This is a genomic window from Klebsiella sp. RCJ4 (genome assembly GCF_009025755.1).
GTDB classification, from domain to species: Bacteria; Pseudomonadota; Gammaproteobacteria; order Enterobacterales; family Enterobacteriaceae; genus Klebsiella; species Klebsiella michiganensis.
In genome coordinates, this window is sequence record NZ_WCIN01000036.1 from 96,044 (window position 1) to 120,719 (window position 24,676).

Genomic DNA, 24,676 nt, shown 5'->3' on the forward strand with positions numbered 1-24,676 from the left:
TCATCGCCTTCGTGAACGGAATAGATATATCTAAAAATCTTGCAAATGATAATGATTGCCATTAAAAAAGAATGCAAGCGTTTTTTGATATAGTCATAGAAAAACGCCACAAAAGCCAAAATCAAAAATTAAAACGTTAAATATCAATTAAATAAAAAATACATTCACTACTTTGTTGCTACTTTATTATTTTTAGATATAAATTAGATATATCAAATAACCACAGGAACAAAACATGAGACACCATCACGAAGAAGGCCGTGGCCCACGCGGACGCCACGGGGAACATAGCGAACACGGCGAGCACGGTCGCAGAGGCGGCGGACGCCGGCAGCGCTTCTTTGGTCACGGCGAGCTGCGCCTGGTGATTCTGGACATCCTCACCCGCAATGCCAGCCACGGTTACGAACTGATTAAAGAGATCGAAACCCTGACCCAGGGCAACTACAGCCCGAGCCCCGGCGTCATCTACCCGACGCTCGATTTACTTCAGGATCAGGGATTAATCAGCGTGGCTGACGAAAACGGCCGCAAAAAAATCGCCATTACCGCCGAAGGCAGTCAGCTGCACGCGGAAAACCTGGAGCAGCTGGAGCATATTCAGACCAGGCTGCAGGCGCGCATGGTGGGCTGTGAACTCCGTAAAAATCCGCAGATGAAGCGCGCGCTGGAGAATTTTAAGGCGGTACTGGATTTAAGGGTTAACCAGCAGGAAATAACCGAAGCTCAGCTAAAGCAGATCGTCGGCGTCATTGACCGCGCGGCAATGGAAATCTCCCAGCTCGACTAGCCCTCTGCTCCATCGCCGGGCAGCCTGCACCGCCGCGAAGCACGCGGCGGGACCCCTTCTGCGCATGGTTTCACGCCTTCAGGAGTAAAACATGCCAATAATTTCGCGATAAGATTAAATTTTGCTCAACCGCAATTTCACGTTGCGTTTATCCCGATTTTCCTGGCCCGCGCCGAAGTGGCGTAATCCCTGCAATACTTAATTCAGTATCATGTGATACGCCCCGCCCAGGAGCATATTTTGAACAGGTTACCTTCCAGCGCATCGGCTCTGGCCTGCAGCGCACACGCACTGAATCTCATTGAGAAGCGAACGCTCGATCATGAGGAGATGAAATCACTTAACCAGGAGGTCAGGGAATACTTTAAAGAGCATGTGAACCCGGGGTTTTTAGCGTATCGAAAATCGGTCACTGCTGGCGGGGATTACGGAGCCGTAGAGTGGCAAGCGGGAGGGTTAAATACGCTTGTCGACACTCAGGGACAGGAGTTTATCGACTGCCTGGGTGGGTTTGGGATTTTTAATGTAGGGCACCGTAATCCAGTTGTCGTTTCCGCCGTCGAAAATCAGCTCGCTAAACAACCCCTTCATAGTCAGGAACTGCTGGACCCGCTGCGGGCCATGCTGGCTAAAACCCTGGCGGCCTTAACGCCGGGCAAACTGAAATACAGCTTCTTTAGCAACAGCGGTACCGAATCGGTCGAAGCGGCGTTAAAGCTGGCGAAGGCTTATCAGTCTCCGCGCGGCAAGTTTACCTTCGTCGCCACCAGCGGCGCGTTTCACGGTAAGTCGCTGGGCGCGCTTTCGGCCACCGCGAAATCGACTTTCCGTAAGCCTTTTATGCCGCTGCTGCCGGGATTCCGTCACGTGCCTTTTGGCGATATCAACGCGATGCGCACCCTGCTGAGCGAGTGCAAAAAGACCGGTGATGACGTCGCGGCGGTGATCCTTGAGCCTATTCAGGGCGAAGGCGGGGTGATTCTGCCGCCGCCGGGCTATCTGCCCGCGGTGCGCAAGCTGTGCGACGAGTTTGGCGCGCTGCTGATCCTCGATGAAGTGCAAACCGGCATGGGGCGCACCGGCAAGATGTTCGCCTGCGAGCATGAAAACGTCCAGCCGGACATTCTGTGCCTTGCCAAAGCGTTGGGCGGCGGCGTCATGCCGATTGGCGCAACGGTCGCCACCGAAGAGGTATTCTCGGTGCTGTTCGATAACCCGTTCCTGCATACCACCACGTTCGGCGGCAACCCGCTGGCCTGCGCGGCGGCGCTGGCGACCATCAACGTGCTGCTGACGCAAAACCTGCCCGCGCAGGCGGAGCAGAAAGGCGACATGCTGCTGGACGGCTTCCGTCAGCTGGCCCGCGAATATCCGGATCTGGTGAATGACGTGCGCGGCAAAGGTATGCTGATGGCCATTGAGTTTGTCGATAACGAAATCGGCTATGACTTTGCCAGCGAGATGTTCCGCCAGCGCGTACTGGTGGCAGGAACGCTCAACAACGCAAGGACGATCCGCATTGAACCGCCGCTGACGCTGACCCCTGAGCAGTGTGAACAGGTGCTAAAAGCGGCCCGCCTGGCGCTGGCGGCGCTGCGGGTTTCGGTGGAAGAGGCGTAGTGACCTGCCCTCTCCCTCACAGGGAGAGGGCATTGCGTTATACCACCCGCACGCCAGCAGGCATCGCCCTTTCCGGCGTAAGCAGTACGCTTTCGCTGCCATCGTCCGTTTCGGCGCAAAGCAGCATGCACTCCGAGGTTTCACCGCGCATTTTGGCTTTCGCCAGATTACACAGGACCACGACCGTTTTTCCCAGCAGCTCTTCTTCGCTGTAGTACGGCACGAGGCTGGTTACCGTCTGCAGCGTGCGATCGCCAACATCAATCCGGGCAATATAGAGCTTGTCGGCATTCTCATGTCGTTTTATCGCCACAATTTTTCCCGTACGCATTTCCAGTCTGGCAAAATCAGCATAAAGCACCGTTTCCATCTTGCACCCCTCAAGTAAAATTTTAGTAAAAGATAACAAATGTCGGCGAGGTTTCCGCATAATAGTGCGAAGAATGTTAGATTCATCACTCTTTTGCGCGCTGGAAACGCTGCGGCGGAGATGAATAATACGGCGGAAATTTACTGAAAAGAGATGCAGCTGCCCGCGCTTGCTTTACAATGGTTTGCGTCGATGGGGCAACGTCAGATAAGGAAAACAATGGCCACACTAAAAGATATCGCGACCGAAGCAGGCGTTTCACTGGCGACGGTTTCCCGCGTTTTAAACGACGACCCCACTCTGAACGTGAAAGAAGAGACAAAACATCGCATTCTTGAGGTGGCGGAAAAGCTGGAATATAAAAGTACCAGCTCGCGTAAGGCTCAGGTTCACACCGTCGGCCACCACCATATTCTGGCCATCTACAGCTACCAGCAGGATCTGGAAATCAACGATCCTTACTATCTGGCGATCCGCCACGGCATCGAAACACAATGCGAAAAGCTCGGTATCGAGTTGACCAACTGCTACTTTAACAACGCGCTACCCGAGCTGAAAAAAGTGACCGGCGTTCTGATTGTCGGCCAGCCTTCGCGGGCGATTCGCGACGCCGCCACGGCGTTAACCGACAACGTCTGCTTTATTGATTTCCATGAACCCGGCAGCGGCTATGACGCCGTCGACATCGATCTGGTGCGCATCGCCAAAGAAGTTATCGACTTTTTTATCGCCCAGGGCGCGCGGCGCATCGGCTTTATTGGTGGCCAGGATGAGCCGGGTAAAGCCGACATCCGCGAAGTGGCCTTCGTCGAATATGGCCGCCTGAAGGGAGTGGTTTCGGAAGAAGATATCTGGCGCGGCGGGTTTTCCAGTTCCTCCGGCTATGAGCTGGCAAAAACGATGCTGGCAAAGGCGGATTTCCCCACTGCGCTGTTCGTCGCATCAGACTCTATCGCCATCGGCGTGCTGCGCGCCATTCATGAACGCGGTCTCTCGATCCCGGAAGATATTTCGCTCATTAGCGTTAACGATATCCCCACCGCGCGTTTTACCTTTCCGCCGCTCTCCACGGTGCGCATTCATTCAGAAATGATGGGCAGCCAGGGCGTCAACCTGCTGGTTGAGAAAGCCCGCGATGGCCGCGCGCTGCCGCTAAACGTCTTTGTCCCCAGCGTGCTGAAGCTGCGCGGCACCACCCGCTAATCCCGTTTCTGGCGCTAAATCCTCTGCGCCCGGCCCCCGGGGGCGGCGCTTATCGCGCCTTGCCCGGGCTACGGGTTCACCGCCGCCTGCCAAACGGTAGCCCGGACAGATGCGCAGCATCGCCTCCGGGAATGTCCCCTTCCCGACGCTAACCGCAGGCGTCCGGTAACGCTCATTTTGTGATCGAGTTAAAGTAAATCGCTCCCGGTGATTTTATTTAGTAAAAACTTTACTAAAATAACCTCCATCCGTTTAGTCCGTTCAGGGAGGCGATATGAATCGCTGGGAAAATCTTCAACTCACTCATGAAAACCGGCTGCCTCCGCGCGCCTATTTCTTCTCTTACGATTCGCTGGCCCAGGCGCGAACCTTCGCCCGTGAAACCAGCAGCCGCTTTTTGTCCCTTAGCGGACAGTGGAACTTCTGCTTCTTTAACAACCCGCTGCGGGTGCCGGAAGCGTTCACCTCGCAATACATGAGCGACTGGGGGCCGATTACCGTACCGGGAATGTGGCAGATGGAAGGCCACGGCCAGCTACAGTACACCGACGAAGGCTTTCCTTTCCCGATTGACGTTCCCTACGTGCCGACCGACAACCCTACCGGCGCCTATCAGCGCATCTTTACCCTCAGCGAGGGCTGGCAGGGCCAGCAGACCCTGATTAAATTTGATGGCGTCGAAACCTATTTTGAAGTGTACGTTAACGGTCAGTACATCGGTTTCAGCAAAGGCAGCCGCCTGACGGCGGAGTTTGATATTAGTCACGCGGTAAAAATCGGCGACAACCTGCTTTGCGTGCGCGTCATGCAGTGGGCGGACTCCACCTATATAGAAGATCAGGATATGTGGTGGTCGGCGGGTATCTTCCGCGACGTGTATCTGATGGGCAAAAACCCGCTTCACGTCCAGGACTTCACTCTGCGCACCGATTTTAACGATGACTACGTCGACGCCACGCTCTCCTGCCAGCTGGTGCTGGAAAATCTCGCCGCGCAGCCGGACGCAGCGACGCTGGAATACGCGCTGTTCGACGGCGAAAAGGTACTGTATGAAGGTGCAACGCCGCGCCTGAGCGTCAGCCAGTTGCTGAACGTCGACTTTGCGATCGACGTGAAGGCGCCGCAGCAGTGGTCGGCGGAAAATCCCTGGCTCTATCACCTGGTGATGACGCTGAAAAACGCCGCCGGGGAGATTATCGAAGTTATCCCGCAGCGCGTCGGTTTTCGCGATATCAAAGTGCGCAACGGCCTGTTCTATATCAATAACCGCTACGTGATGCTGCACGGCGTTAACCGTCACGACAACGACCATCTGAAGGGCCGCGCCGTAGGGATGGATCGCGTTGAGAAAGATCTGCTGCTGATGAAGCAGCACAATATCAACTCGGTACGTACCGCCCACTATCCCAACGACCCGCGTTTCTATGAGATGTGCGACATTTACGGCCTGTTCGTGATGGCGGAAACCGATGTCGAATCCCACGGCTTCGCCAACGTCGGCAACCTGAGCGCCATCACCGATGACCCGGCATGGGAGCATATTTACGTTGAGCGGATCGTGCGCCACGTCCACGCGCAGAAAAACCATCCGTCGATCGTCATCTGGTCGCTGGGCAACGAGTCCGGCTACGGCTGCAACATTCGCGCGATGTATCACGCCGCTAAGGCGATCGATGATACCCGGCTGGTGCATTACGAAGAGGATCGCGACGCGGAGGTGGTGGATATCATCTCCACCATGTATACCCGCGTGCCGCTGATGAACGAATTTGGGGAATATCCGCATGCCAAGCCGCGGATTATCTGCGAATACGCCCATGCGATGGGCAACGGTCCAGGCGGGCTGAGCGAATACCAGAACGTGTTCTATCAGCATGACAGTATTCAGGGCCACTACGTATGGGAGTGGTGCGATCACGGAATCCAGGCCACCGACGACAGCGGCGCGGTATGGTACAAATTCGGCGGCGACTACGGCGACTATCCCAATAACTACAACTTCTGCCTCGACGGGCTGATTTTCTCCGACCAGACGCCTGGACCCGGGCTCAGAGAGTACAAGCAGGTTATCGCCCCGGTAAAAGTTCAGGCGACCGACATCGCCCGCGGCGAGCTGCGCATCGACAATAAGCTCTGGTTCTCGACCCTCGATGACTACACCCTGCGCGTGGAAGTGCGCGCCGAGGGGGCTACGCTTGCCAGCCAGCAGCTTAAGGTGCGCGATCTTGCGCCAAACAGCGGCCGCGATATCAAAATCGACCTGCCGGCGCTCGACGACCGCGAAACCTTCGTCAACATCATAGTGACCAAAGATTCCCGTACGCCGTACAGCGAGGCCAACCATCCGATCGCCGTTTACCAGTTTCGGCTTAAGGAGCAGACCACAGCGAAAGCGCCGCTGATAAATGCCAGCGCAACCCCGCTACGGATAGTTGATGAACGACTGAGCTACAGCATCACCGGGCATAACTTCCGCGTGGTCTTCTCTAAAGTCAGCGGCAAACTGAGCGAATGGCAGGTGAACGGCGTAGACCAGGTGACCCGTGAACCGAAGATTAACTTCTTCAAGCCAATGATTGATAACCACAAGCAGGAATACGAAGGGCTGTGGCAGCCCAATCATCTGCAAATCATGCAGGAGCATCTGCGCGAATTCAGCGCCGAGCAGCGCGACGATACGGTGATTATCACCGCCCGCAGCATCATCGCCCCGCCGGTTTTCGATTTCGGCATGCGCTGCACCTATCGCTGGCAGATTACCCCGCAGGGCCATATTAACGTTGAGCTTGCGGGCGAACGTTACGGCGACTATCCGCACATCGTGCCGTGCATCGGTTTTATGCTGGGCATTAACGGTCAGTTTGAACAGGTGGGTTACTACGGTCGCGGTCCCGGCGAAAACTACGCCGACAGCCAGCAGAGCAACATCATTGACCTCTGGCGCACCACCGTGGACGACATGTTCGTGAACTATCCGTTCCCGCAGAACAACGGCAACCGCCAGCACGTCCGCTGGGCCGCGTTTACCGACCGTCACGGCAGCGGTCTGATGGTGGTCCCGCGCGATCCGCTCAACATCAGCGCCTGGCACTATACGGCGGAGAATCTGCACGCCGCGCAGCACTGTAACGAACTGCGTCGCAGCGATGACATCACCCTGAATATCGACGCCCAACTGCTCGGCCTGGGCTCTAACTCCTGGGGGAGCGAGGTGCTGGATAGCTGGCGGGTGTGGCTCAAACCGTTCAACTATGGCTTTACGCTGCTGCCGCTGGAAGGCGGGAGCGCTTCCTCGCAGACGCTGGCGAATCATAGCTTTGGCGCCGGTTTCTTTTCCTCCGATTCACACAGCGAGGCTGAAAAATGAGAATTCTCGATAACTTAGAACAGTTTAAGCAAATTTATCACAGTGGGCGTAAATGGCAGCGCTGCGTAGAAGCGATTAATAACATCGACAATATTCGGCCCGGGGTGGCCCACTCTATCGGCGATTCGCTCTCCTATCGCGTGGCAAGCGACAGCACCACGGATGCGCTGTTCGTTGGCAACCGCCGCTATTTCGAGGTGCATTACTACCTTCAGGGTCAGCAAAAAATTGAGTTTGCCGCCAAAGAGCAGCTGCAGACCGTGGCCTGCTATCGCGATGAAACCGACCGTGAATATTTGAAAGGCATTGGTGAAACCGTGCAGGTTCACGAAGGACAAATGGTGATTTGCGACACCCATGAAGCCTATCGCTTTATCTGCGACTCGCCGGTCAAAAAGGTGGTGCTCAGAGTAACTATCGAAGACGGCTACTTCCTGAATAAGTAAGCCCGCGTGAAGCAAGATGAGGCCAGCGGGTTGACTCGCTGGCCTTCCCGGCCCTAACCCTCAATGCGGGCCAGATAATTTTTCGGAGGACTTATGTCCGAATCAGTTCGTGCCAAAATAGGTAAATTCGCCCTGCTGTCGATGGCGTTTGCCGCCGTATTTAACGTACGAAATATTGTTAATAACAACATCGAGTTAGGGCTCAGCTCCGCCCCTATCTTTCTGTTTGCGACGGTGGTCTATTTTATTCCATTTGTGTTTATCATCGCCGAATTCGTGTCAGCGAATAAGAATTCCGAATCAGGTATGTACGCCCGGCTGAAGCAGCCTTTAGGTACCCGCGCGGCCTATCTCGGCTCGTTCCTGTACTGGTTTGTGAACCTGTTCTTTTTCCTGTCGCTGCTGCCGAACGTGGTGGCCTACGCCTCGTACGCCATTATGGGTTACGCCATTCCTTTCTCGCCGATGGTCACGTCGCTGATCTCTATCGTCCTGTTCGCCATGGCCACCCACATTTCCACTAAAGGTGCGACCTGGCTGGGGAAAATCTCCGAATGCGTGGCGTATGGCGTCTTCGCGCTATTTGCGATTTACGTGGTCGGCGCTTTTACCGCGCTGGGCGCGGGCCATATCCCCGCGCAGCCGATTACGCTGCACGCCATGGCGCCTACCATCAACTGGGCGACGCTGGGGATCATGTGCTGGATTTTCCAGGCGGCAGGCGGGGCTGAAACCGTCGCCGCGTACCTGAACGACACCAAAGGTGGGCAGAAATCGTTTATTAAAGTCATCATCACCGCCGGGATCCTGATTGGCGGCATGTACGCGCTGGGCTCTTTGCTGGTCAACGTCTTTGTGGCACGTGAAGATCTGACCTATGCGGCCGGCATGGTGGAAATCTTCACCGGCCTCGGCGCCTATTTCCATATTTCAGAAGCGCTGATGGGCCGCTTCGTCGGCATCATTCTGTTTATCGCCATTTTCGGCAGCATGATGATGTGGACCGCCGCACCGGTAAAAATTCACTTCTCTGAAATTCCTGCCGGCATCTATGGCAAAAAAACCACCGAGCTGAACGTCCACGGCGTGCCGGTGCGCGCCGCCTGGTGGCAATTTGTCTTCGTCTTTCTGATGCTCATCGTGAACGGTTTCGGCTCCGCCAGCGTTCAGCAAATGATGAACACCGCTATCAACCTGACCGCGGGTACCGCGATGCTACCGCCGCTGTTTATCATGGCCGCCTACTTTGTTTTCCGCTGGAAACACGACGACACGCCGCGCGACTTCCGCATGGGGTCACGAAAGGTTGGGATGGCCGTGGTGTCGATGCTGATGGTGATTTTCCTGGTCAGCATGACCGCCTCGGCTTTCCCGCCGGGGGTCGATCTGGTGAATGCCTTCTTCATTAACGTCTTTATGACCGCAGTCTTCTCCGGACTCGCGTGGTGGTGGATAACCCGCTTTGAGAAAAAACAGCGCAAGAGCCAACCATCGGTGCTGAAATCAGCCGTAAATCCGGTGAAATAAGCGACCGTTCCTCCCGCCAGCGTTAAATCGCCTGGCGGGATTTTTTTACCCGCCAGCCGGGATCTCGCGCTCAACCATTTTCGTGATCGAGTTAAAGCAATTCATTTTTACCGCTTTTATTTACTAAAATTTTTACTAAAATTAACCACAATACTTAACTACCTCTACCCTACAAACAACACAATCCCCTTCGGCCATTCTCTGAAGGACAATGTGTGGAGATGTGTTATGTCTGATATCAAACGTAATACCATCGGCAAGTTCGGCCTGCTGTCGCTGACCTTCGCCGCCGTCTTCAGTTTTAACAACGTGATCAATAACAATATTGAGCTGGGGCTGGCGTCGGCACCCATGTTCTTCCTCGCGACCCTGCTCTACTTCGTTCCTTTCTGCCTGATCATCGCGGAATTCGTTTCGCTGAATAAAAACTCCGAAGCGGGGGTTTATGCGTGGGTAAAAAGCTCCCTCGGCGGGCGCTGGGCCTTTATTACCGCCTACACCTACTGGTTCGTGAATCTTTTCTTTTTCACCTCGCTGCTGCCGAGGGTCATCGCGTATGCCTCCTACGCCTTCCTCGGCTACGAGTACATTCTGACGCCCGTGGCCACCACGATGTTGAGCATGGCACTGTTCGCCCTGTCGACCTGGGTGTCCACCAACGGCGCAAAAATGCTGGGTCCTATTACCTCGGTGACCTCGTCGTTAATGCTGCTGCTGACGCTCTCCTACATTCTGCTTTCCGGCAGCGCGCTGGTGGGCGGTATTCAGCCAGCGGATCCGATTACCGTGGATGCAATGATCCCGAACTTTAACTGGGCGTTCCTCGGCATCACCACATGGATCTTTATGGCGGCCGGCGGGGCGGAGTCCGTCGCGGTGTACGTCAATGACGTGAAAGGCGGCTCGAAATCATTTGTTAAGGTCATTATCCTCGCCGGGATCGTGATTGGCGTGCTGTACTCCATTTCCTCGGTGCTGATTAACGTGTTTATCAGCAGTAAAGAGCTGAAATATACCGGCGGATCGGTACAGGTCTTCCACGGCATGGCGGTCTGGTTTGGCCTGCCGGAAATCGTGGTCAACCGTTTTGTCGGCCTGGTCTCCTTTACCGCCATGTTTGGTTCGTTATTAATGTGGACCGCGACGCCGGTCAAAATCTTTTTCTCCGAAATCCCGGCCGGCATATTTGGTAAAAAAACCGTCGAGCTCAATCAAAACGGCGTACCGGCGCGCGCGGCGTGGATCCAGTTCCTGATTGTGATTCCGCTGATGATTATCCCGATGATGGGCTCCAGTACCGTGCAGGATTTAATGAACACCATCATCAACATGACCGCCGCCGCCTCGATGCTGCCGCCGCTGTTTATCATGCTGGCGTATCTCAACCTGCGCCGCAGGCTCGATCATCTGCCGCGCGATTTTAAAATGGGCTCACGCACCACCGGTATTACGGTGGTCTCGATGCTGATTGTTATTTTCGCTATCGGCTTCGTCGCCTCAACCTTTCCCACCGGCGGCAATATTCTGACCATTATTTTCTATAACGTCGGCGGCATTGTTATCTTCCTCGGATTTGCGTGGTGGAAATACAGCAAATACGTGAAGGGATTAACGGCAGAAGAAAAAATAATTGAAGCGGCGCCGGCTTCCGACGCGTCATAAGCCATTTTCCCTAAAATAATAAATTACAATATCTCTTAATAATGCGATGAAAAATAATAACTTGATTTACGGGGCGCTTGCCGCCCTGGCCTTCTGCACACCTGCCATAGCGGCTGATGTTGCTCACCCGGCGGAACATGATGATATGAAAACGCCTGAACTGAGCACCACTTCCTATCGTTTTTACGGTGAACTGGGGGTCGGCGGATATATGGATTTAGAAGGCGAGGATAAACATAAATATAGCGATGGCACCTATATTGAAGGCGGGCTGGAAATAAAGCACGGCAGCTGGTTTGGCTTAATTTATGGCGAAGGCTGGACGGTCCAGGCCGATCGTCAGGGGAATGCCTGGGTACCGGACCACGGCTGGGGCGGATTTGAAGGTGGAATAAACCGCCTCTACGGCGGATATAAAACCGATAGCAGCACCGAGATTATGCTCAGCCTGCGCCAGGATTCATCGCTCGACGATCTGCAGTGGTGGGGCGATTTCACACCCGACCTCGGCTACGTGATCCCCAATACGCGCGATATTATGTACGCGCTCAAGGTGCAGAACCTGGCGGGAGATTTTCGCTACAGCGTGACCGCCACGCCCGCCGGGCACCACGATGAAAGCAAAGCGTGGCTCCATTTCGGCAAATACGACCGCTACGACGATAAATATACCTACCCGGCGATGGTCAACGGCTACGTCCAGTACGATATTGCCGAAAAGGTCACCTGGATGAACGGTCTTGAGCTGACCGACGGTACCGGTCAGCTCTTGTTAACCGGTATTCTCACCCCCAACCTCGCCGCCCGCGCCTGGCACCATACCGGGCGCGCCAGGGGGCAAAACGTGCCGGGAACGGAGACCGGCTTTATGGCCAGCGCCATGTATGAAGCGCTCAAGGGCGTGTATCTCTCTACCGCCTATAGCTACGCCAAACACCGCCCGGATCGCGCCGCTGAGGAAACCACCTCGTTTATGCAGTTCGGCATCTGGTACGAATACGGCGGCGGACGGTTCGCGACCGCCGCGGACGGCCGCTTCTACATGAAAAACGCCTCCGGAGACCCGAGCGACCAGGTTTTCCTGATGCAATATTTCTATTGGTAAAAAGGGATATCAATACCGTGAAAATCATCACCACTCTGACGCCGCTGGCCTGCGCCCTGCTGCTAAGCTTTTCCGCCCACGCGCTGACCGCGGATGACTTTAAAAATGTTATCAACCGCAGCGGCGCGCCGCAGGCGATGCAGGATTTCGATGGCGACGACCACCAGCGTTTCAACCCGTTTTTCGATTTGGGCGCATGGCATGGGCATCTGCTGCCGGACGGTCCAGCCACCATGGGCAGCTTTCCGGGGCCAGCGCTGCTCACCGAGGAGTACATCAACTTTATGGCGACCTATTTCGATCGCCTGACGGTGTACCAGAACGGCAAAAAAGTGGCCTTCACCATGCAGGCCTGGAGCCTGCCCGGGGCGCTGGTGCAAACGCTCTCCGCGCCCGGCGTACAGATCGAGATGACCCTGCGCTTTGCCAGCGCGCACACCTCTTTACTGGAGACTAAAATCACCAGCAGCGGTCCGCTTAAGCTGGTCTGGGACGGCGAGCTGCTGGAGACGCTCTCCGCCAAAGAGGGGAAACCGCAGTCAACGCAAACCATCGACCAGGCCTTCCCGGACTATCAGCGCCGCCTGAGCGCGACCCACGACGGACTGACGGTCAGCTTCGGTAAAGTCCGTTCCGCATCGGATTTAATGACCTCCGGCGAATCGCAGTATCAGATCCATCGCTCCCTGCCGACGGTCACCCAAATCGATGGCCATCGATTCACCAGTAGCGCGCAAATCAACGGCTCGACCACGCTCTATACCACCTACTCGCACCTGCTGAACGCCGAGCAGGTGCGCCTTGAGAAAGCGCAAATCCGCGATATTCTGGCGCGACCGGCGCACTATCTGCGCGCTTCCGAGGCGCGCTGGAACGGCTATCTGCAAAAGGGGCTGACCAATCCTGATGCCACGGCGCAGCAAACCCGGGTGGCGGTGAAAGCGATCGAAACCCTTAACGGCAACTGGCGCGCGCCGGGCGGCGCCGTTAAGCACAACACCGTCACGCCGTCGGTAACCGGGCGCTGGTTCTCCGGCAACCAGACCTGGCCGTGGGATACCTGGAAGCAGGCCTACACCATGGCCCACTTCAACCCGGAGATCGCGAAAGAGAACATCCGCGCCGTCTTCTCCTGGCAGATTGCCGCCGACGATAAAGTGCGGCCGCAGGATGCCGGGTTCATTCCGGATCTGATCGCCTGGAACCTGAGCCCGGAGCGCGGCGGCGACGGCAGCAACTGGAACGAGCGGAATACCAAACCGAGCCTGGCGGCCTGGTCGGTGATGGAAGTCTATAACGTCACGAAAGATAAAGCCTGGCTGGTGGAAATGTACCCGAAGCTGGTGGCCTACCATGACTGGTGGCTGCGCAATCGCGACCACAACGGCAACGGCGTGCCGGAGTACGGTGCGACCCGCGATAAAGCGCACAACACCGCCGATGGCGCGATGCTGTTTACCGTGAAAAAGGGCGATAAAGAACGGACGCTTTCCGGCCTGAAAACCTACGAGCAGGTGACGGCGAAGGGCGATTACGACAGCCTGGAGATCCCGGCACAGGTGGCCGCCTCCTGGGAGTCGGGGCGCGACGACGCGGCGGTCTTCGGCTTTATCGATAAAGATCAGCTGGATAAATACATCGCCGACGGCGGAAAACGCAGCGACTGGACGGTGAAATTTGCTGAAAACCGGGATAAAAGCGGCAATCTGCTCGGCTATTCGCTGCTGCAGGAGTCGGTCGATCAGGCCAGCTATATGTACAGCGACAACCACTATCTGGCGGAGATGGCGACCCTTCTCGGCAAGCCGGAGGAGGCAAAACGCTACCGGGCGCTGGCGCAAAAGCTCGCCGACTATATCAACACCTGCATGTTCGACCCGCAGAGCAAATTCTATTACGACATTCGCATTGAAGCGCAGCCGCTGGCAAACGGCTGTGCCGGTAAGCCGATCGTCGAGCGCGGCAAAGGGCCGGAGGGCTGGTCGCCGCTGTTCAACGGCGCGGCCACTCAGGCGCATGCCGATGACGTCATTTCGGTGATGCTGGACAACAAAGAGTTCAATACTTTCGTACCGCTGGGTACCGCCGCATTAACGAATCCGGCGTTTGGCGCGGATATTTACTGGCGCGGCCGCGTGTGGGTGGACCAGTTCTGGTTCGGCCTGAAAGGGATGGAGCGCTACGGCCACCGCGAAGAGGCGCTGCAGCTGGCGGACGCCTTCTTCAGGCACGCCCGGGGGTTAACCTCCGATGGCCCGATTCAGGAGAACTACAATCCGCTCACCGGCGCTCAGCAGGGCGCGCCGAACTTCTCCTGGAGCGCGGCGCATCTGTACATGCTGTATAACGAGTTTTTCCGTAAGCCATAGAATATTGCCCTCACCCTCACCCTCCCCCTCTCCCCCAGGGAGAGGGGTATTCAAAATCATTGACTATAATTTAATAGCGGACTTGTTATAACTCACTGAGTAAAAAGATAAGCTTTAAATTTATTGTTATCAGTTAATGGGCTTAAAGAAATTGAAATGCTAGTTAAGCATCAAAAGTTTCGCTGAATCATTCACCAGATAATTATTAACTAAATATGAATTCCTGGTCTGAATTTCATTGAAGAAATTCAGATTCCTTTTATTATTTATGTGATCACGACCGCATTATTTAATTATAAAAATGTGTGATGTTCAGTCTTTCATTAGAGTGGTGAATCACGCATGTACTTTCTCCAGGAAGATAAAAACATCCATCAGTATATATGTCAGCACGAATTATGGGTTCCAGGGCGCGTTGTTGATCTATATAACAGCAATACAAACAAAAAAGAAAAAATGTTAGAGCCACTTTGGAGAAAATACAATGCAAATTTAGAGGGGGTAATGGTATTTTTATCCAGAATAGAAGCTACAATATACAGTATACATCTGGAGAAAAAATTCAGTGAAAAATGGGCAGTTTATTCCCTGAATGAATTTAACATTAAAGAAATGATGATTCATAATCAGCGTGTTAAAAAAAGTGAAGATTATAATGTATTGCTGAGTGCAGGTTTTTGGGCTAATAAAGATAATCAATTAATGTATTCAGGACATCATCTTGTACAGGTTACGATTCCGATTACTTATAACTCCAATGCTGTAGCAAATGAAAATGGTCATGCCATATTAAGAATACCATCAAACGTCATAGAACACTTTGAAAAATACTGGAAATCAAGATTTGCAGATTTTAAAGATTATACTGAATTCCTTGCAGGTTCGAATAATGAAATCATTCAGGAACAAGCCTTACTTGCATACAATAATTTAAGCTTAATTGAATCTAACAGTATAGAAGACTGCCAATATATTACCACATGGAAAAACAACTGGATTTTTAATAATCCAGAAAATTTAACTTTGATTAAATGAGGTCATTATGGGCATTGGCTATTTTTTAGTGCGTGGTAATAGAACAACCTGTGGTGGTAGTATTATAGAAGGATGTGATAATCATTCTATACACGGTCAGGCCACAGCACGTAATGGTGATAAATATATATGTGGAGTTGATAAAAAAATATATCATATTGCGGGAGGCATACCTAATTATTTTATACATGGCGTTGCAGCAGCTGGAACTGCACATAGCAGAGGGACATGTGCTTGCAAATGCTATTTTATAAATTCTTTTACTGATTGTATTTATGGATATGAATCTGAAACTATTAAAAGTACTGCGAGTGCTACCCGGCCCACTTCACCCATACACTCACAATCATTATCAGAATCATCACCAGCACCAAAACCCGTTACACCCGTTGTAGAACTTGCTGAAGCGCCTACAAAACCGCAGGAAAAGCGTGACCCCGTAGATGCAGGCTTTTGCGTACTGCCCTATGGCGCGACTCCCGCATCATATGAACCGTATCTTTTCACTACGCCTCCAGCGGGAACACGAGAACTCTATTATCAACTGAATCCAGAAATGAAGAAAAAGCCTGGTTCGATATTAATCGTGGTGGATCCTGAAAAGCAGGAACCAGAACAGGTTGAGACGCTACAGCGAGCAAGAGACAGAATTGATGCAGCATTGGCCCCTCTGACAGTTCAGGAAGCAAAGTTATTGCATGATAACAGAGGGGCGGTAGATGCATTTTCATATCAGCTTTTTGCCGATAATTTAGGTAAAGCTGGTGATGGATTAGGCTATATCAGTGAAATAGGAAAAAGTTATTATGATGAAATCAATAGAATTTTGGTTGAGATTGAAGATTTATATAAAAACACTTACAATCGCAACAGAGGTATTATTTCAGGTCAAGAGTTTTTTGGTCAAAGGACAAGGTTATTCAAACAACTTGATTTGGTTTTAACTAAATTCTCAAAAGCACAGTTAAACTTAGGCGAATATCAGAGCATTAAAAGAGCGTTAGGCTTGTCAACAAGATCTATTATGCACCGCTGGGATAGAACAGGTGTTGATAATATAGAAGGATATGCAACATATATTGAACAGTCAGCTAAACTTATGAAGATTATGAAAACAGTAGGGTATGTGGGCATAGGTTTAGATTTTGCAAGTTATACTTCAAATGTTTATGATGCATGTTCGAAGGGGCGAGAAAGTGAATGCCGTAAGGCAGCTATTACTGAATATAGTAAATTTGGGTTTAAGCAAATTGGAAGTGCTGCTGTTGGTAGTGCAAGTGGATGGGCTGCCCGTGGAGCCTGTATGTGGATACTGGGAATAGTAACTTCTGAAGTTGGCGCATTAGGCGCTGGCTTATGTTTAGTTACAGGAGTGGGAGCTTCGCTAGGAGCAGCAAAGCTAGTTGAAGGAGGAGCAGAAGATTTAGGTGAATCTTTTGGAGGGGATATTCTTTATGAGAAAATTTTTAAATAGCAATCCGAATTTCATTGTTTATCTGGTGGCATTTTCTATGCTTGGCATGTTATTAATTATGATAATTTCATTTATTAATAAGATTGCCTACAGAAAAATCGTTTCGCTTTATATTAATAAATATTCACGGCTACCAATAACAGCAGCATTAGCAAAAGAGGCTAGTTTAATAGTCACGCCAGGTGCATATTTTGCAAAAATTGGATTCATTATAGAAACATTAACATTGCCATATAATAAAATATCCAATCATGATATGACAAAAGAACAATATGATTATATAAACAATTTACCAAAAAAATTGACTATTGGTTTTAAAATAGAAGCAGTTTTATGGATTATTTCCATACCTACAATGATAGTAGGGTTTATATTGCAAGCAGTTTATAATTAAAAAAAGGACTCTGTTGAGTCCCTTTTCATTTTTTCGTTGTTATTTCAGTGCACCATAAATCTGTTCGACAATCCATCTATATGTCGCCACTGGCGAATGCGGCCTGTTACCGAGAATAACGATAGCCGGATCGATGGCCGTAAACGTGCCTGTCCATCCTGTGGCCGTATGTCAAAAAGTCGACATGACAACAAGCCGTAGCCATATCAGTAAGCACATTAGTACGGAAGGAATGGATACCGTGTAGAGATGTGGAAAAGCGCTTCTGGCAGACTGTAATAAATGCACGATGAAGTCTCTGCTGTTTTGTTAGCGCAACCAGCAGATCGCACTTCACCGTGCTTTTCATTTTTCTGGGGTACCTCAGCCCTTCAGGAAAGGGCCGGGGTGAGGGCTCGTCTTACACCTCCGGCAGCAGGCCGATAAAGCTGCGCTTCTGCCGCGGCTGCGACATCAGCGCCTCCAGCTTCGCCACGCAGGCCAGATAGTGCGGGGTTTTCTTGTGCGCCAGCACCGCGTCATCGTCGATATAGGCTTCATAGATAAAAAAGCGCGTCTTCACCTCCGGGTCCTGCAGGACGTCAAAGCGCAGATTGCCCGGCTCCTGCAGCGCCCCTTCGTGGTTGGCGCGGAACACCTCAAGAAACTCGTCGACCCGTTCCGGTTTGATATTGATTTCCACCAGCGTTACGTTCATTGCAGCTCTCCCTGTTTTTCCTCCTGCCAGAACTGATACGCCTCGCGGGCGCTCAGGTTCTCATGCACCACTTTTTTCACCGCCTTCAGCATCGCGCGCGGCGCGCTGGACTGGAAGATATTCCGCCCCATATCCACGCCGGAAGCCCCCTGGTCGATCGCCCGCCAGCACATCTCCAGCGCCTCCTGCTCCGGCAGCTTTTTACCCCCGGCGATGACGATCGGCACCGGGCAGCTGGCGGTGACTTTCTCAAAGCCTTCCTCAACAAAGTAGGTTTTCACGAACTGCGCCCCCATTTCGGCGGCAATGCGGCTGGCCAGCGAGAAGTAGCGGGCGTCGCGGGTCATCTCTTTGCCCACGCCGGTTACCGCCAGCACCGGCATACCGTAGCGGTTGCCGGCGTCCACCAGCTTGATAATGTTGTTGATCGACTGATGCTCATGCTCGCTGCCGATATAGACCTGCGCCGCCACCGCGCAGACGTTCAGTCGCAGCGCGTCCTCCATCGCCACCGCCACGCACTCGTTGGAAAGTTCTCTGAGGATCGAGTTGCCGCCGGAAGCGCGCAGCACCACCGGTTTGTTGGTCGCCGCCGGCACCTGACTGCGCAGCACGCCGCGGGTGCACATCAGCACGTCGGTCTCTTCGAACAGCGGCGCAATAGAGAGATCGATACGCTCCAGCCCGGTGGTCGGCCCCTGAAAATAGCCATGGTCGAACGCCAGCATCACCGTGCGGTTGCTCTGCGGGTTGAAGATACGCGCCAGCCGCGACTGCATCCCCCACTCCAGCGACCCGCAGCCCTTCAGCGTATAGAGCGTATTCTGCTGCGGACGGTCTAAGCCGAAGTTTTTTCCCTCTTTGATATCGTCTAAATCAGCCATCTCATCCTCCATCAGAAATCGTAGTTATTGATATTCTCTTTGGTGAACACCACCCGCTCCGGCAGCAGCACGATGCCGTTACCTTTCGCTTCATACTGATAGCCCTGCACGCTGTTGGGCTCGACTTTCAGGGCGCCGAGATCTTTCACATCAACGCTGTCGCCGACGTTAAGATCGCCCTTTTTCAGCAGACGATCGGCGACGTTAACCGCGATCTTGCCCTGCTGCACCACGTCCCACAGGCCGAAGGCTTTTACCGTGCCGCGCTCCACGTAGGGGCGCATCACGTTCGGGGTACTAAAGCCGACAATCGCCACGCCCTGGCGCTTGAGATTCTCTGCCGCCTGGGCAGCCGCCGGAAGCGCGTTGGCGTCCGGGGCGATAATGGCGTCGAGATCCGGGTACGCTTTTAAGATCCCCTCGGCGGTTTGCAGCGATTTGGTGGCGTCGTTATAGCCAAACTGCGTGGTCACCACTTCCCACTGCGGATGAGCTTTTTCGATTTTGGCCTTCGCCTCTTTTACCCACTGGTTCTGGTCGGTCACCGTCGGGCTGGAGTAGAAAAACGCCACTTTGGCGCCAGGCTTCGTCACCTGCTTTTCCGCCATCTCCACCAGCAGGCCGCCGAGCTGCTGCGGCGTACCCTGGTTGATATAGATGCTACGGCACTCTGGTTTGGTATCGGAGTCCCAGGTCAGGACCTTCACCCCGCGCTGCATCGCCCGCTTCAGCGCCGGGCACAGCCCGTCCGGCGATACGGCGGAGACGATAATCGCGTTGTAGCCCTGGTTGACGAAGTTGTTGATCAGCTGCACCTGGCCGGAGACGCTCGGTTCGGTCGGGCCGTCGTAGGTGACGTCCACGCCGAGCGCTTTGCCCGCCTCTTTCGCGCCGTTACCGCCGCTGGTAAAGAAGCCGACGCCAACCAGCTTAGGAATAAAAGCGATGCGGTCCGCCGCCTGGGCCGATGCCATACCCAGCGCCATCGCCAGCACGATCAGTTTTGTTTTCATTTTATGCTCCGATTGTTTTACGCGAGAAAAGACGCCGCCAGCTCATCCGCACCCATTCACGGTGCAGGCTCAGCGAACGCCCCATCACCACCACAACCAACAGCGCCCCTGACAGCGCGCTCGACACCTGGTTGGGGATGCCGACCATTTGCAAACCTTGTTGTAAATAGCCCACCAGCAGCGCGGCCAGCGCCGTGCCGACGATCGAGCCGGAACCGCCGTAGATATTGGCCCCGCCGAGCACCGCGGCGGTCAGCGCCGGCATCAGCAGGTCGCGGCCTAAGTCCGAGCGCGCCGAGCCGAAATAGGAGACCATCACCAGCGCCGCTACCGCCGACGCCACGCCCACCAGGCCATACAGCGCGTAGGGCATCCCGTTAACGGAAAGCGCGGCGTAGCGCGCGGCGCGCGGGTTCTGCCCGAGCAGAAAAAGGTGCCGCCCAAAGCGCCCGCGGTGGGCCAGCAGCCAGAAGAAAAAGGTGATAACGGCGAACAGCACCAGCGGTATCGGCAGGCCGAACAGGGTCAGGTTGGCGAAGGCGGTAAAGCTATCCGGGAATCCACCGATGCCTTCGTAGCCGGTTGCCCCGGCCATACCAGAAAGCAGCAGCGCGCCGCCTCCGTAGAGGTACAGGGTGCCGAGCGTAATCACCAGCGGGCTAATGCCGGTGTAATGAATCAGCGCCGCGTTCAGCAACCCGCACAGCAGGCCGAGCAGCAGCGTCAGGGGGATTGCGAGGCTCATGGGCCAGCCCGCCTGCATCATCACCCCCAGCGCGATGGCGCACAGGCCGATGGTGGAACCGAGCGAAATATCAATCCCGCCGCTGATAATTACCAGCGTCAGCGGCAGCGCCACGATGCCAATGCAGATAAAGTCGCTGGTGCTGAACAGCAGCATATTGAGATCCAGCATGCGCGGATTCAGGGCGCCAAACAGCAGGATCTCCAGCACCAGTAGCGCCAGCAGCGCGCTTTCCCAGTTGAGCTTCATTTACGCCACCTCTTTGTTTTTGCGTTCGGGAAACGGGGCCACGCGCTTGCCCCCTTTATTACCGGGCTGAAAGCGGCTGTACTTCAGCGCCCGCTGATGGCGGGCCAGCGCCTGACGCAGACGCCCGTCGAGCACCAGTACGCCGAGCAGCACCAGGCCGGCGATGAAGTCGTTCCACCACGCCGGGAGACGGAACAGCACCAGCACGGTGTCAATTTGGGTGAGGAAGAAGGCGCCGAGAAAAGCGCCCAGCAGCGTGCCGGTACCGCCAAGCAGCGAAATCCCGCCGAGCACGCAGGCGGCGATGGCCTTCATCTCCAGGCCGCTGCCGGTCTGATTGGGCACAAAGCCAATCTGCGCGGCGAACACAATCCCGGCGCAGGCCGCCAGCATGCCGTTAAGGGTAAATGCCAGCATCCGCGTGCGGTTCACCGCCACCCCGAGCTGGCGGGCCGCGGCGAGGTTATCGCCGACGGCGTAAAAATCACGGCCAAAGGCGGTGCGCGACAGTATCCAGCCGCCCGCCAGCAGCAGCGCCAGCACCAGCCAGCCCAGCGGCGAAATACCGATGAACGCCGGTTCCGACAGCGCCTTCAGGCTGTTCGGCAAGCCTTCAATCCACTTACCGCCGGTCCACAGCAGCATCACCCCGCGATAAAGCCCGAGGGTGCCGAGGGTGGCGACAATCGCCGGGATGCGCAGCCCCACCACCAGCAGGCCGTTAAAGGCGCCGGCCAGCGCGCCGATCGCCAGCGCGAAGGCGATGGCGGTCATCAGGCCATACCCGCTATTCAGCGCCACGCCTGTCGCGATAGCGCTCAGGCCGACGGTGGAGCCTACCGAAACGTCGATATTGCGAGTGAGCATCACCAGCGTTGCCCCCAGCGCCAGCAGGCAAAGGATCTGCGCGCTGGCAAAGATCATGGCCAGGGTTTGTAAACTGAAATAAGCCGGGTTGAGCGCCACCAGCCCGGCAAACAGCACCACGATGGCGAGAAAGGCGCTCAGTTCACGATTCTTTAATAACGTTTTCATGCCTGTCCTCCGAAGGCCAGGGTCATCATCCGGTCAACGCTGACCGCCTGCTGCGCCAGCTCGCCGCTCTGCCTGCCCTGATGCATCACCAGCACCCGATCGGCCAGGCCAACGAACTCGTCGAGATCGCTGGAGATCATCAATACCGCCACGTTTTGCGCGGCGACGCTTTTCAACAGCTGATAGATGTCGGCGCGGGCGGAAACGTCCACGCCGCGGGTCGGCTCATCGACGATCAGCAGCAGCGGGTTAGCCTCCAGGCAGCGCGCCAGCAGTACCTTCTGCTGGTTACCGCCGGAGAGCGTGCGCACCGGGCGATCGCCATCGGCCATTTTGATCCCCAGCGCCCGGTGATAGCGCTCCACCACCGCCGCTTCGCGCCTGTTCTGCTGCCACAGCGACGGCTGGTTAAACATCACCGTGTTCCAGCGCACCGGCGCATCGAGAAACAGCCCGGAAACCTGCCTGTCCTCCGGCAGATAGACCAGCCCGCAGGCCAGCCTGGCGCGCGTACTGTCGCGGCTGATATCGCGGTTTTCCAGCCATACCCGCCCGGCGCGCGCCGGTCGCAGACCGTAGAGCGTTTCGGCAAATTCGGTGCGCCCGGATCCGACCAGCCCGGCGAGGCCGACGATCTCCCCGGCGCGGATCTCCAGGTTGAGATCGATAAAACCTTCTCCGGTCAGATCTTCAACCCTAAGGACCGGGAAATCCTGCGCCTGAGTGCGGCGATTGCCCGGCAGCGCCAGCCACAGCTTTTGCGTGTCGCTCAGCGCACGATCGCGGCTGACGGGCGTCATTGCGCCGATCAGCTGATTGTCGCCGTAGTGCGTGGTTTCCCCGCTCAGCACCACCGCGCCGTCGCGCATCACCGAGACGTGGCTGGCGACCTGGCGGATCTCCGGCAGCTTGTGCGAGATAAACACGCTCCCGACGCCGAGCGCCTGCAAAGAGCGGATCTGGCGAAACAGGCGCTCGGTTTCCCCCGGCGTCAATGAGGCGGTGGGTTCATCGAGGATCAGGATCTGCGCGTCGCGCATCAGCCCGCGCAGGATCTCCACCATTTGTTGGTCGGCGACTTCCAGGGTGCTGGCCGCCGCCTCAAGGTTAAGCTGGCAGCTAAGCTGCTGAAGCTTTTCCTGCAGGCGGGCCTCGGTATCCGCCCGCTTTGGCAGACGAAAAAGAATATTTTCCCGCACCGTCAGATTGGGGAATAACATCGGTTCCTGCGGCACCAGATACACGCCCTGCTGATGGGCCTGGGCGGGAGTAAGGCGCGCAAATGTACGTTCGCCGAGGATGAGCTCACCGCTGTCGGGGGTCTCTACCCCGGCGATAATCTTCATCAGCGTCGATTTTCCGGCGCCGTTACCGCCCATCAGCGCGTGCACCTGGCCGGAAAGCAGCGTGAAATCAATCTGCTTCAGCACGGTGACGCCGGAGAACTGTTTGCCGATTTGGCGAGCTTCAAGCAGTGGCTTCATCATCGCGCCTCATTTTGAACAAAAGATTTTTTAAATTAATAATGTTCAAAAGCGTAGACGGTGAACTATATTTACAACCGTGCAACGATCACAGTTTTATGCTTTCGATCGTTTGAAGAAAACCAGCGGACAACGAAAGATCCGTTTTGCCAGTCGGCTCACATTTTCCGACCGCGCAATAACGAACATATGATCTAAATTTTTATAAGAGTTCAATTTATGAGCGAAAAACGCATTACGGAAGAGAGCCGCTACGCCGGGCTGGCGTTAGCCGAGGAGGAGCTGGTGGCGCGGGTGGCGTGGTGTTACTACCACGACGGCCTGACGCAGAACGACATCGGCGAGCGTTTAGGGCTGCCGCGGTTAAAGATCTCCCGCCTGCTGGAGAAGGGCCGCCAGTCGGGGGTGATCCGCGTCCAGATTAATTCGCGCTATGAGGGCTGCCTGGCGCTGGAAACCGAACTTCAGCAGCGTTTCGGTCTGAAAATTGCCCGCGTGCTGCCGGCGCTGAATACCCCGCCGATGAACACCCGCCTGGGGATTGGCGCGGCGCAATCGTTAATGGGCGTGCTGGAGCCGGGACAGCTGCTGGCGGTGGGCTTTGGCGAAGCCACCATGAGCTGCCTGCAGCACCTGAGCGGGTTTATCGGCTCCCAGCAGGTTCGGCTGGTGACGCTTTCCGGCGGCGTGGGCCCGTATATGACCGGCATTGGCCAGCTGGATGCCGCCTGTAGCGTCAGCATGATCCCCGCGCCGCTGCGGGTGTCATCGGCGGATGTGGCAGAGATCCTGCGCCGGGAATCGAGCGTCCGCGACGTGATCCTGGCCGCGACGGCGGCGGATGCGGCGGTGGTAGGTATCGGCGCCATTGACCAGCGCCGGGACGCCACCATCCTGCGCTCCGGCTATATCAGCGAAGGCGAACAGCTAATGTACGCCCGCAAAGGCGCGGTCGGCGACATTTTAGGTTATTTCCTGCAGGCCGACGGCAAACCGGTTGAAGGGCTGGAGATCCATCGGGAACTGCTCGGCGTCACCCTTGATGAACTGGCGCAGCTGCCGACCATCGTGGGCGTCGCCGGGGGCACAGAAAAAGCGCAGGCGATTTACGCGGCCCTTATCGGCAAGCGGATTAATGGCCTGGTAACGGAAGAGACAACAGCACGCGCGGTGCTGACGCTGGCCTCATAACGGCCCTGCGCCGCGC

The 24,676-nt window shown here is 55.1% G+C and carries 20 protein-coding genes and 1 pseudogene; 13 read left to right on the forward strand and 8 right to left on the reverse strand.

What is annotated here, in order from left to right; all coding sequences use genetic code 11:
* Positions 1 to 235 precede the first annotated feature (235 nt).
* Both F8562_RS12750 and ygjG read left to right on the forward strand, forming a co-directional pair.
* Positions 236 to 790: a PadR family transcriptional regulator gene (locus F8562_RS12750; RefSeq protein ID WP_004854392.1), complete on the forward strand. Its 555-nt coding sequence runs from the start codon at positions 236 to 238 to the stop codon at positions 788 to 790.
* Between the two features lie 240 nt (positions 791 to 1,030).
* Positions 1,031 to 2,410 (forward strand): putrescine aminotransferase, encoded by a 1,380-nt coding sequence (gene ygjG, locus F8562_RS12755; RefSeq protein ID WP_004854393.1) that lies wholly within the window; start codon positions 1,031 to 1,033, stop codon positions 2,408 to 2,410.
* A 37-nt stretch (positions 2,411 to 2,447) separates the two neighbouring features.
* Here ygjG and F8562_RS12760 read toward each other — a convergent pair whose 3' ends face one another.
* Positions 2,448 to 2,780 (reverse strand): tRNA-binding protein, encoded by a 333-nt coding sequence (locus F8562_RS12760; protein WP_014226909.1) that lies wholly within the window; start codon positions 2,778 to 2,780, stop codon positions 2,448 to 2,450.
* Between the two features lie 219 nt (positions 2,781 to 2,999).
* Here F8562_RS12760 and ebgR point away from each other — a divergent pair, with 219 nt between their 5' ends.
* The 10 genes from ebgR (at position 3,000) to F8562_RS12810 (ending at position 17,362) form a co-directional block, all read left to right on the forward strand.
* The gene (gene ebgR, locus F8562_RS12765; RefSeq protein WP_014226910.1) at positions 3,000 to 3,983 is read left to right on the forward strand and encodes a transcriptional regulator EbgR; all 984 of its coding nucleotides are present in this window, start codon (positions 3,000 to 3,002) and stop codon (positions 3,981 to 3,983) included.
* Between the two features lie 274 nt (positions 3,984 to 4,257).
* Positions 4,258 to 7,350, forward strand: coding sequence for a beta-galactosidase subunit alpha (gene ebgA / locus F8562_RS12770; protein ID WP_094909421.1), 3,093 nt, complete (start codon positions 4,258 to 4,260; stop codon positions 7,348 to 7,350).
* On the forward strand, positions 7,347 to 7,796 hold the full coding sequence (locus F8562_RS12775; RefSeq protein WP_014226912.1) for a beta-galactosidase subunit beta: 450 nt from the start codon (positions 7,347 to 7,349) through the stop codon (positions 7,794 to 7,796). The genes ebgA and F8562_RS12775 overlap by 4 nt, the downstream gene beginning before the upstream one ends.
* 93 nt (positions 7,797 to 7,889) lie before the next feature.
* Positions 7,890 to 9,323, forward strand: coding sequence for an amino acid permease (locus F8562_RS12780; protein WP_014839596.1), 1,434 nt, complete (start codon positions 7,890 to 7,892; stop codon positions 9,321 to 9,323).
* 228 nt (positions 9,324 to 9,551) lie between these two features.
* Positions 9,552 to 10,985, forward strand: a complete 1,434-nt coding sequence (locus F8562_RS12785; RefSeq protein ID WP_032720234.1) for an amino acid permease — start codon at positions 9,552 to 9,554, stop codon at positions 10,983 to 10,985.
* A 46-nt stretch (positions 10,986 to 11,031) separates the two neighbouring features.
* Entirely contained in the window at positions 11,032 to 12,090 is a 1,059-nt protein-coding gene (ygjJ, locus tag F8562_RS12790) for a protein YgjJ (RefSeq protein ID WP_042934188.1), read from the forward strand.
* A 17-nt stretch (positions 12,091 to 12,107) separates the two neighbouring features.
* On the forward strand, positions 12,108 to 14,459 hold the full coding sequence (gene ygjK / locus F8562_RS12795; RefSeq protein ID WP_042934418.1) for an alpha-glucosidase: 2,352 nt from the start codon (positions 12,108 to 12,110) through the stop codon (positions 14,457 to 14,459).
* 342 nt (positions 14,460 to 14,801) lie between these two features.
* Complete coding sequence (locus F8562_RS12800; RefSeq protein WP_014226917.1) at positions 14,802 to 15,494, forward strand: hypothetical protein; 693 nt, start codon at positions 14,802 to 14,804, stop codon at positions 15,492 to 15,494.
* Positions 15,495 to 15,501: 7 nt separating this feature from the next.
* Positions 15,502 to 16,968: a PAAR domain-containing protein gene (locus tag F8562_RS12805; RefSeq protein ID WP_089046395.1), complete on the forward strand. Its 1,467-nt coding sequence runs from the start codon at positions 15,502 to 15,504 to the stop codon at positions 16,966 to 16,968.
* Positions 16,949 to 17,362 (forward strand): hypothetical protein, encoded by a 414-nt coding sequence (locus F8562_RS12810; RefSeq protein ID WP_071886347.1) that lies wholly within the window; start codon positions 16,949 to 16,951, stop codon positions 17,360 to 17,362. The genes F8562_RS12805 and F8562_RS12810 overlap by 20 nt, the downstream gene beginning before the upstream one ends.
* Before the next feature lie 39 nt (positions 17,363 to 17,401).
* Here F8562_RS12810 and F8562_RS12815 read toward each other — a convergent pair.
* The 7 genes and pseudogenes from F8562_RS12815 to lsrA all read right to left on the reverse strand — a co-directional run.
* Positions 17,402 to 17,524, reverse strand: a pseudogene (locus F8562_RS12815) (hypothetical protein); the annotation flags it as partial.
* Positions 17,525 to 17,762: 238 nt separating this feature from the next.
* Positions 17,763 to 18,059 carry a (4S)-4-hydroxy-5-phosphonooxypentane-2,3-dione isomerase gene (gene lsrG, locus F8562_RS12820; RefSeq protein ID WP_004854408.1) on the reverse strand — a complete coding sequence of 99 codons (297 nt, stop codon included), beginning with the start codon at positions 18,057 to 18,059 and terminating at the stop codon, positions 17,763 to 17,765.
* Positions 18,056 to 18,943, reverse strand: a complete 888-nt coding sequence (gene lsrF / locus F8562_RS12825; protein WP_014839603.1) for a 3-hydroxy-5-phosphonooxypentane-2,4-dione thiolase — start codon at positions 18,941 to 18,943, stop codon at positions 18,056 to 18,058. The genes lsrG and lsrF overlap by 4 nt, the downstream gene beginning before the upstream one ends.
* 11 nt (positions 18,944 to 18,954) lie before the next feature.
* Positions 18,955 to 19,956, reverse strand: a complete 1,002-nt coding sequence (gene lsrB / locus F8562_RS12830) for an autoinducer 2 ABC transporter substrate-binding protein LsrB (RefSeq protein ID WP_014839604.1) — start codon at positions 19,954 to 19,956, stop codon at positions 18,955 to 18,957.
* Position 19,957: 1 nt separating this feature from the next.
* Positions 19,958 to 20,950 carry an autoinducer 2 ABC transporter permease LsrD gene (gene lsrD / locus F8562_RS12835; RefSeq protein ID WP_014226923.1) on the reverse strand — a complete coding sequence of 331 codons (993 nt, stop codon included), beginning with the start codon at positions 20,948 to 20,950 and terminating at the stop codon, positions 19,958 to 19,960.
* Positions 20,951 to 21,985: an autoinducer 2 ABC transporter permease LsrC gene (lsrC, locus tag F8562_RS12840; RefSeq protein WP_014226924.1), complete on the reverse strand. Its 1,035-nt coding sequence runs from the start codon at positions 21,983 to 21,985 to the stop codon at positions 20,951 to 20,953.
* Entirely contained in the window at positions 21,982 to 23,469 is a 1,488-nt protein-coding gene (gene lsrA, locus F8562_RS12845) for an autoinducer 2 ABC transporter ATP-binding protein LsrA (RefSeq protein WP_014839605.1), read from the reverse strand. The genes lsrC and lsrA overlap by 4 nt, the downstream gene beginning before the upstream one ends.
* A gap of 219 nt (positions 23,470 to 23,688) precedes the next feature.
* Here lsrA and lsrR point away from each other — a divergent pair, with 219 nt between their 5' ends.
* A complete protein-coding gene (gene lsrR, locus F8562_RS12850) occupies positions 23,689 to 24,660 on the forward strand; it encodes a transcriptional regulator LsrR (protein WP_004105944.1) in 972 nt (323 codons plus the stop codon).
* The last annotated feature ends 16 nt before the right edge of the window (positions 24,661 to 24,676 follow it).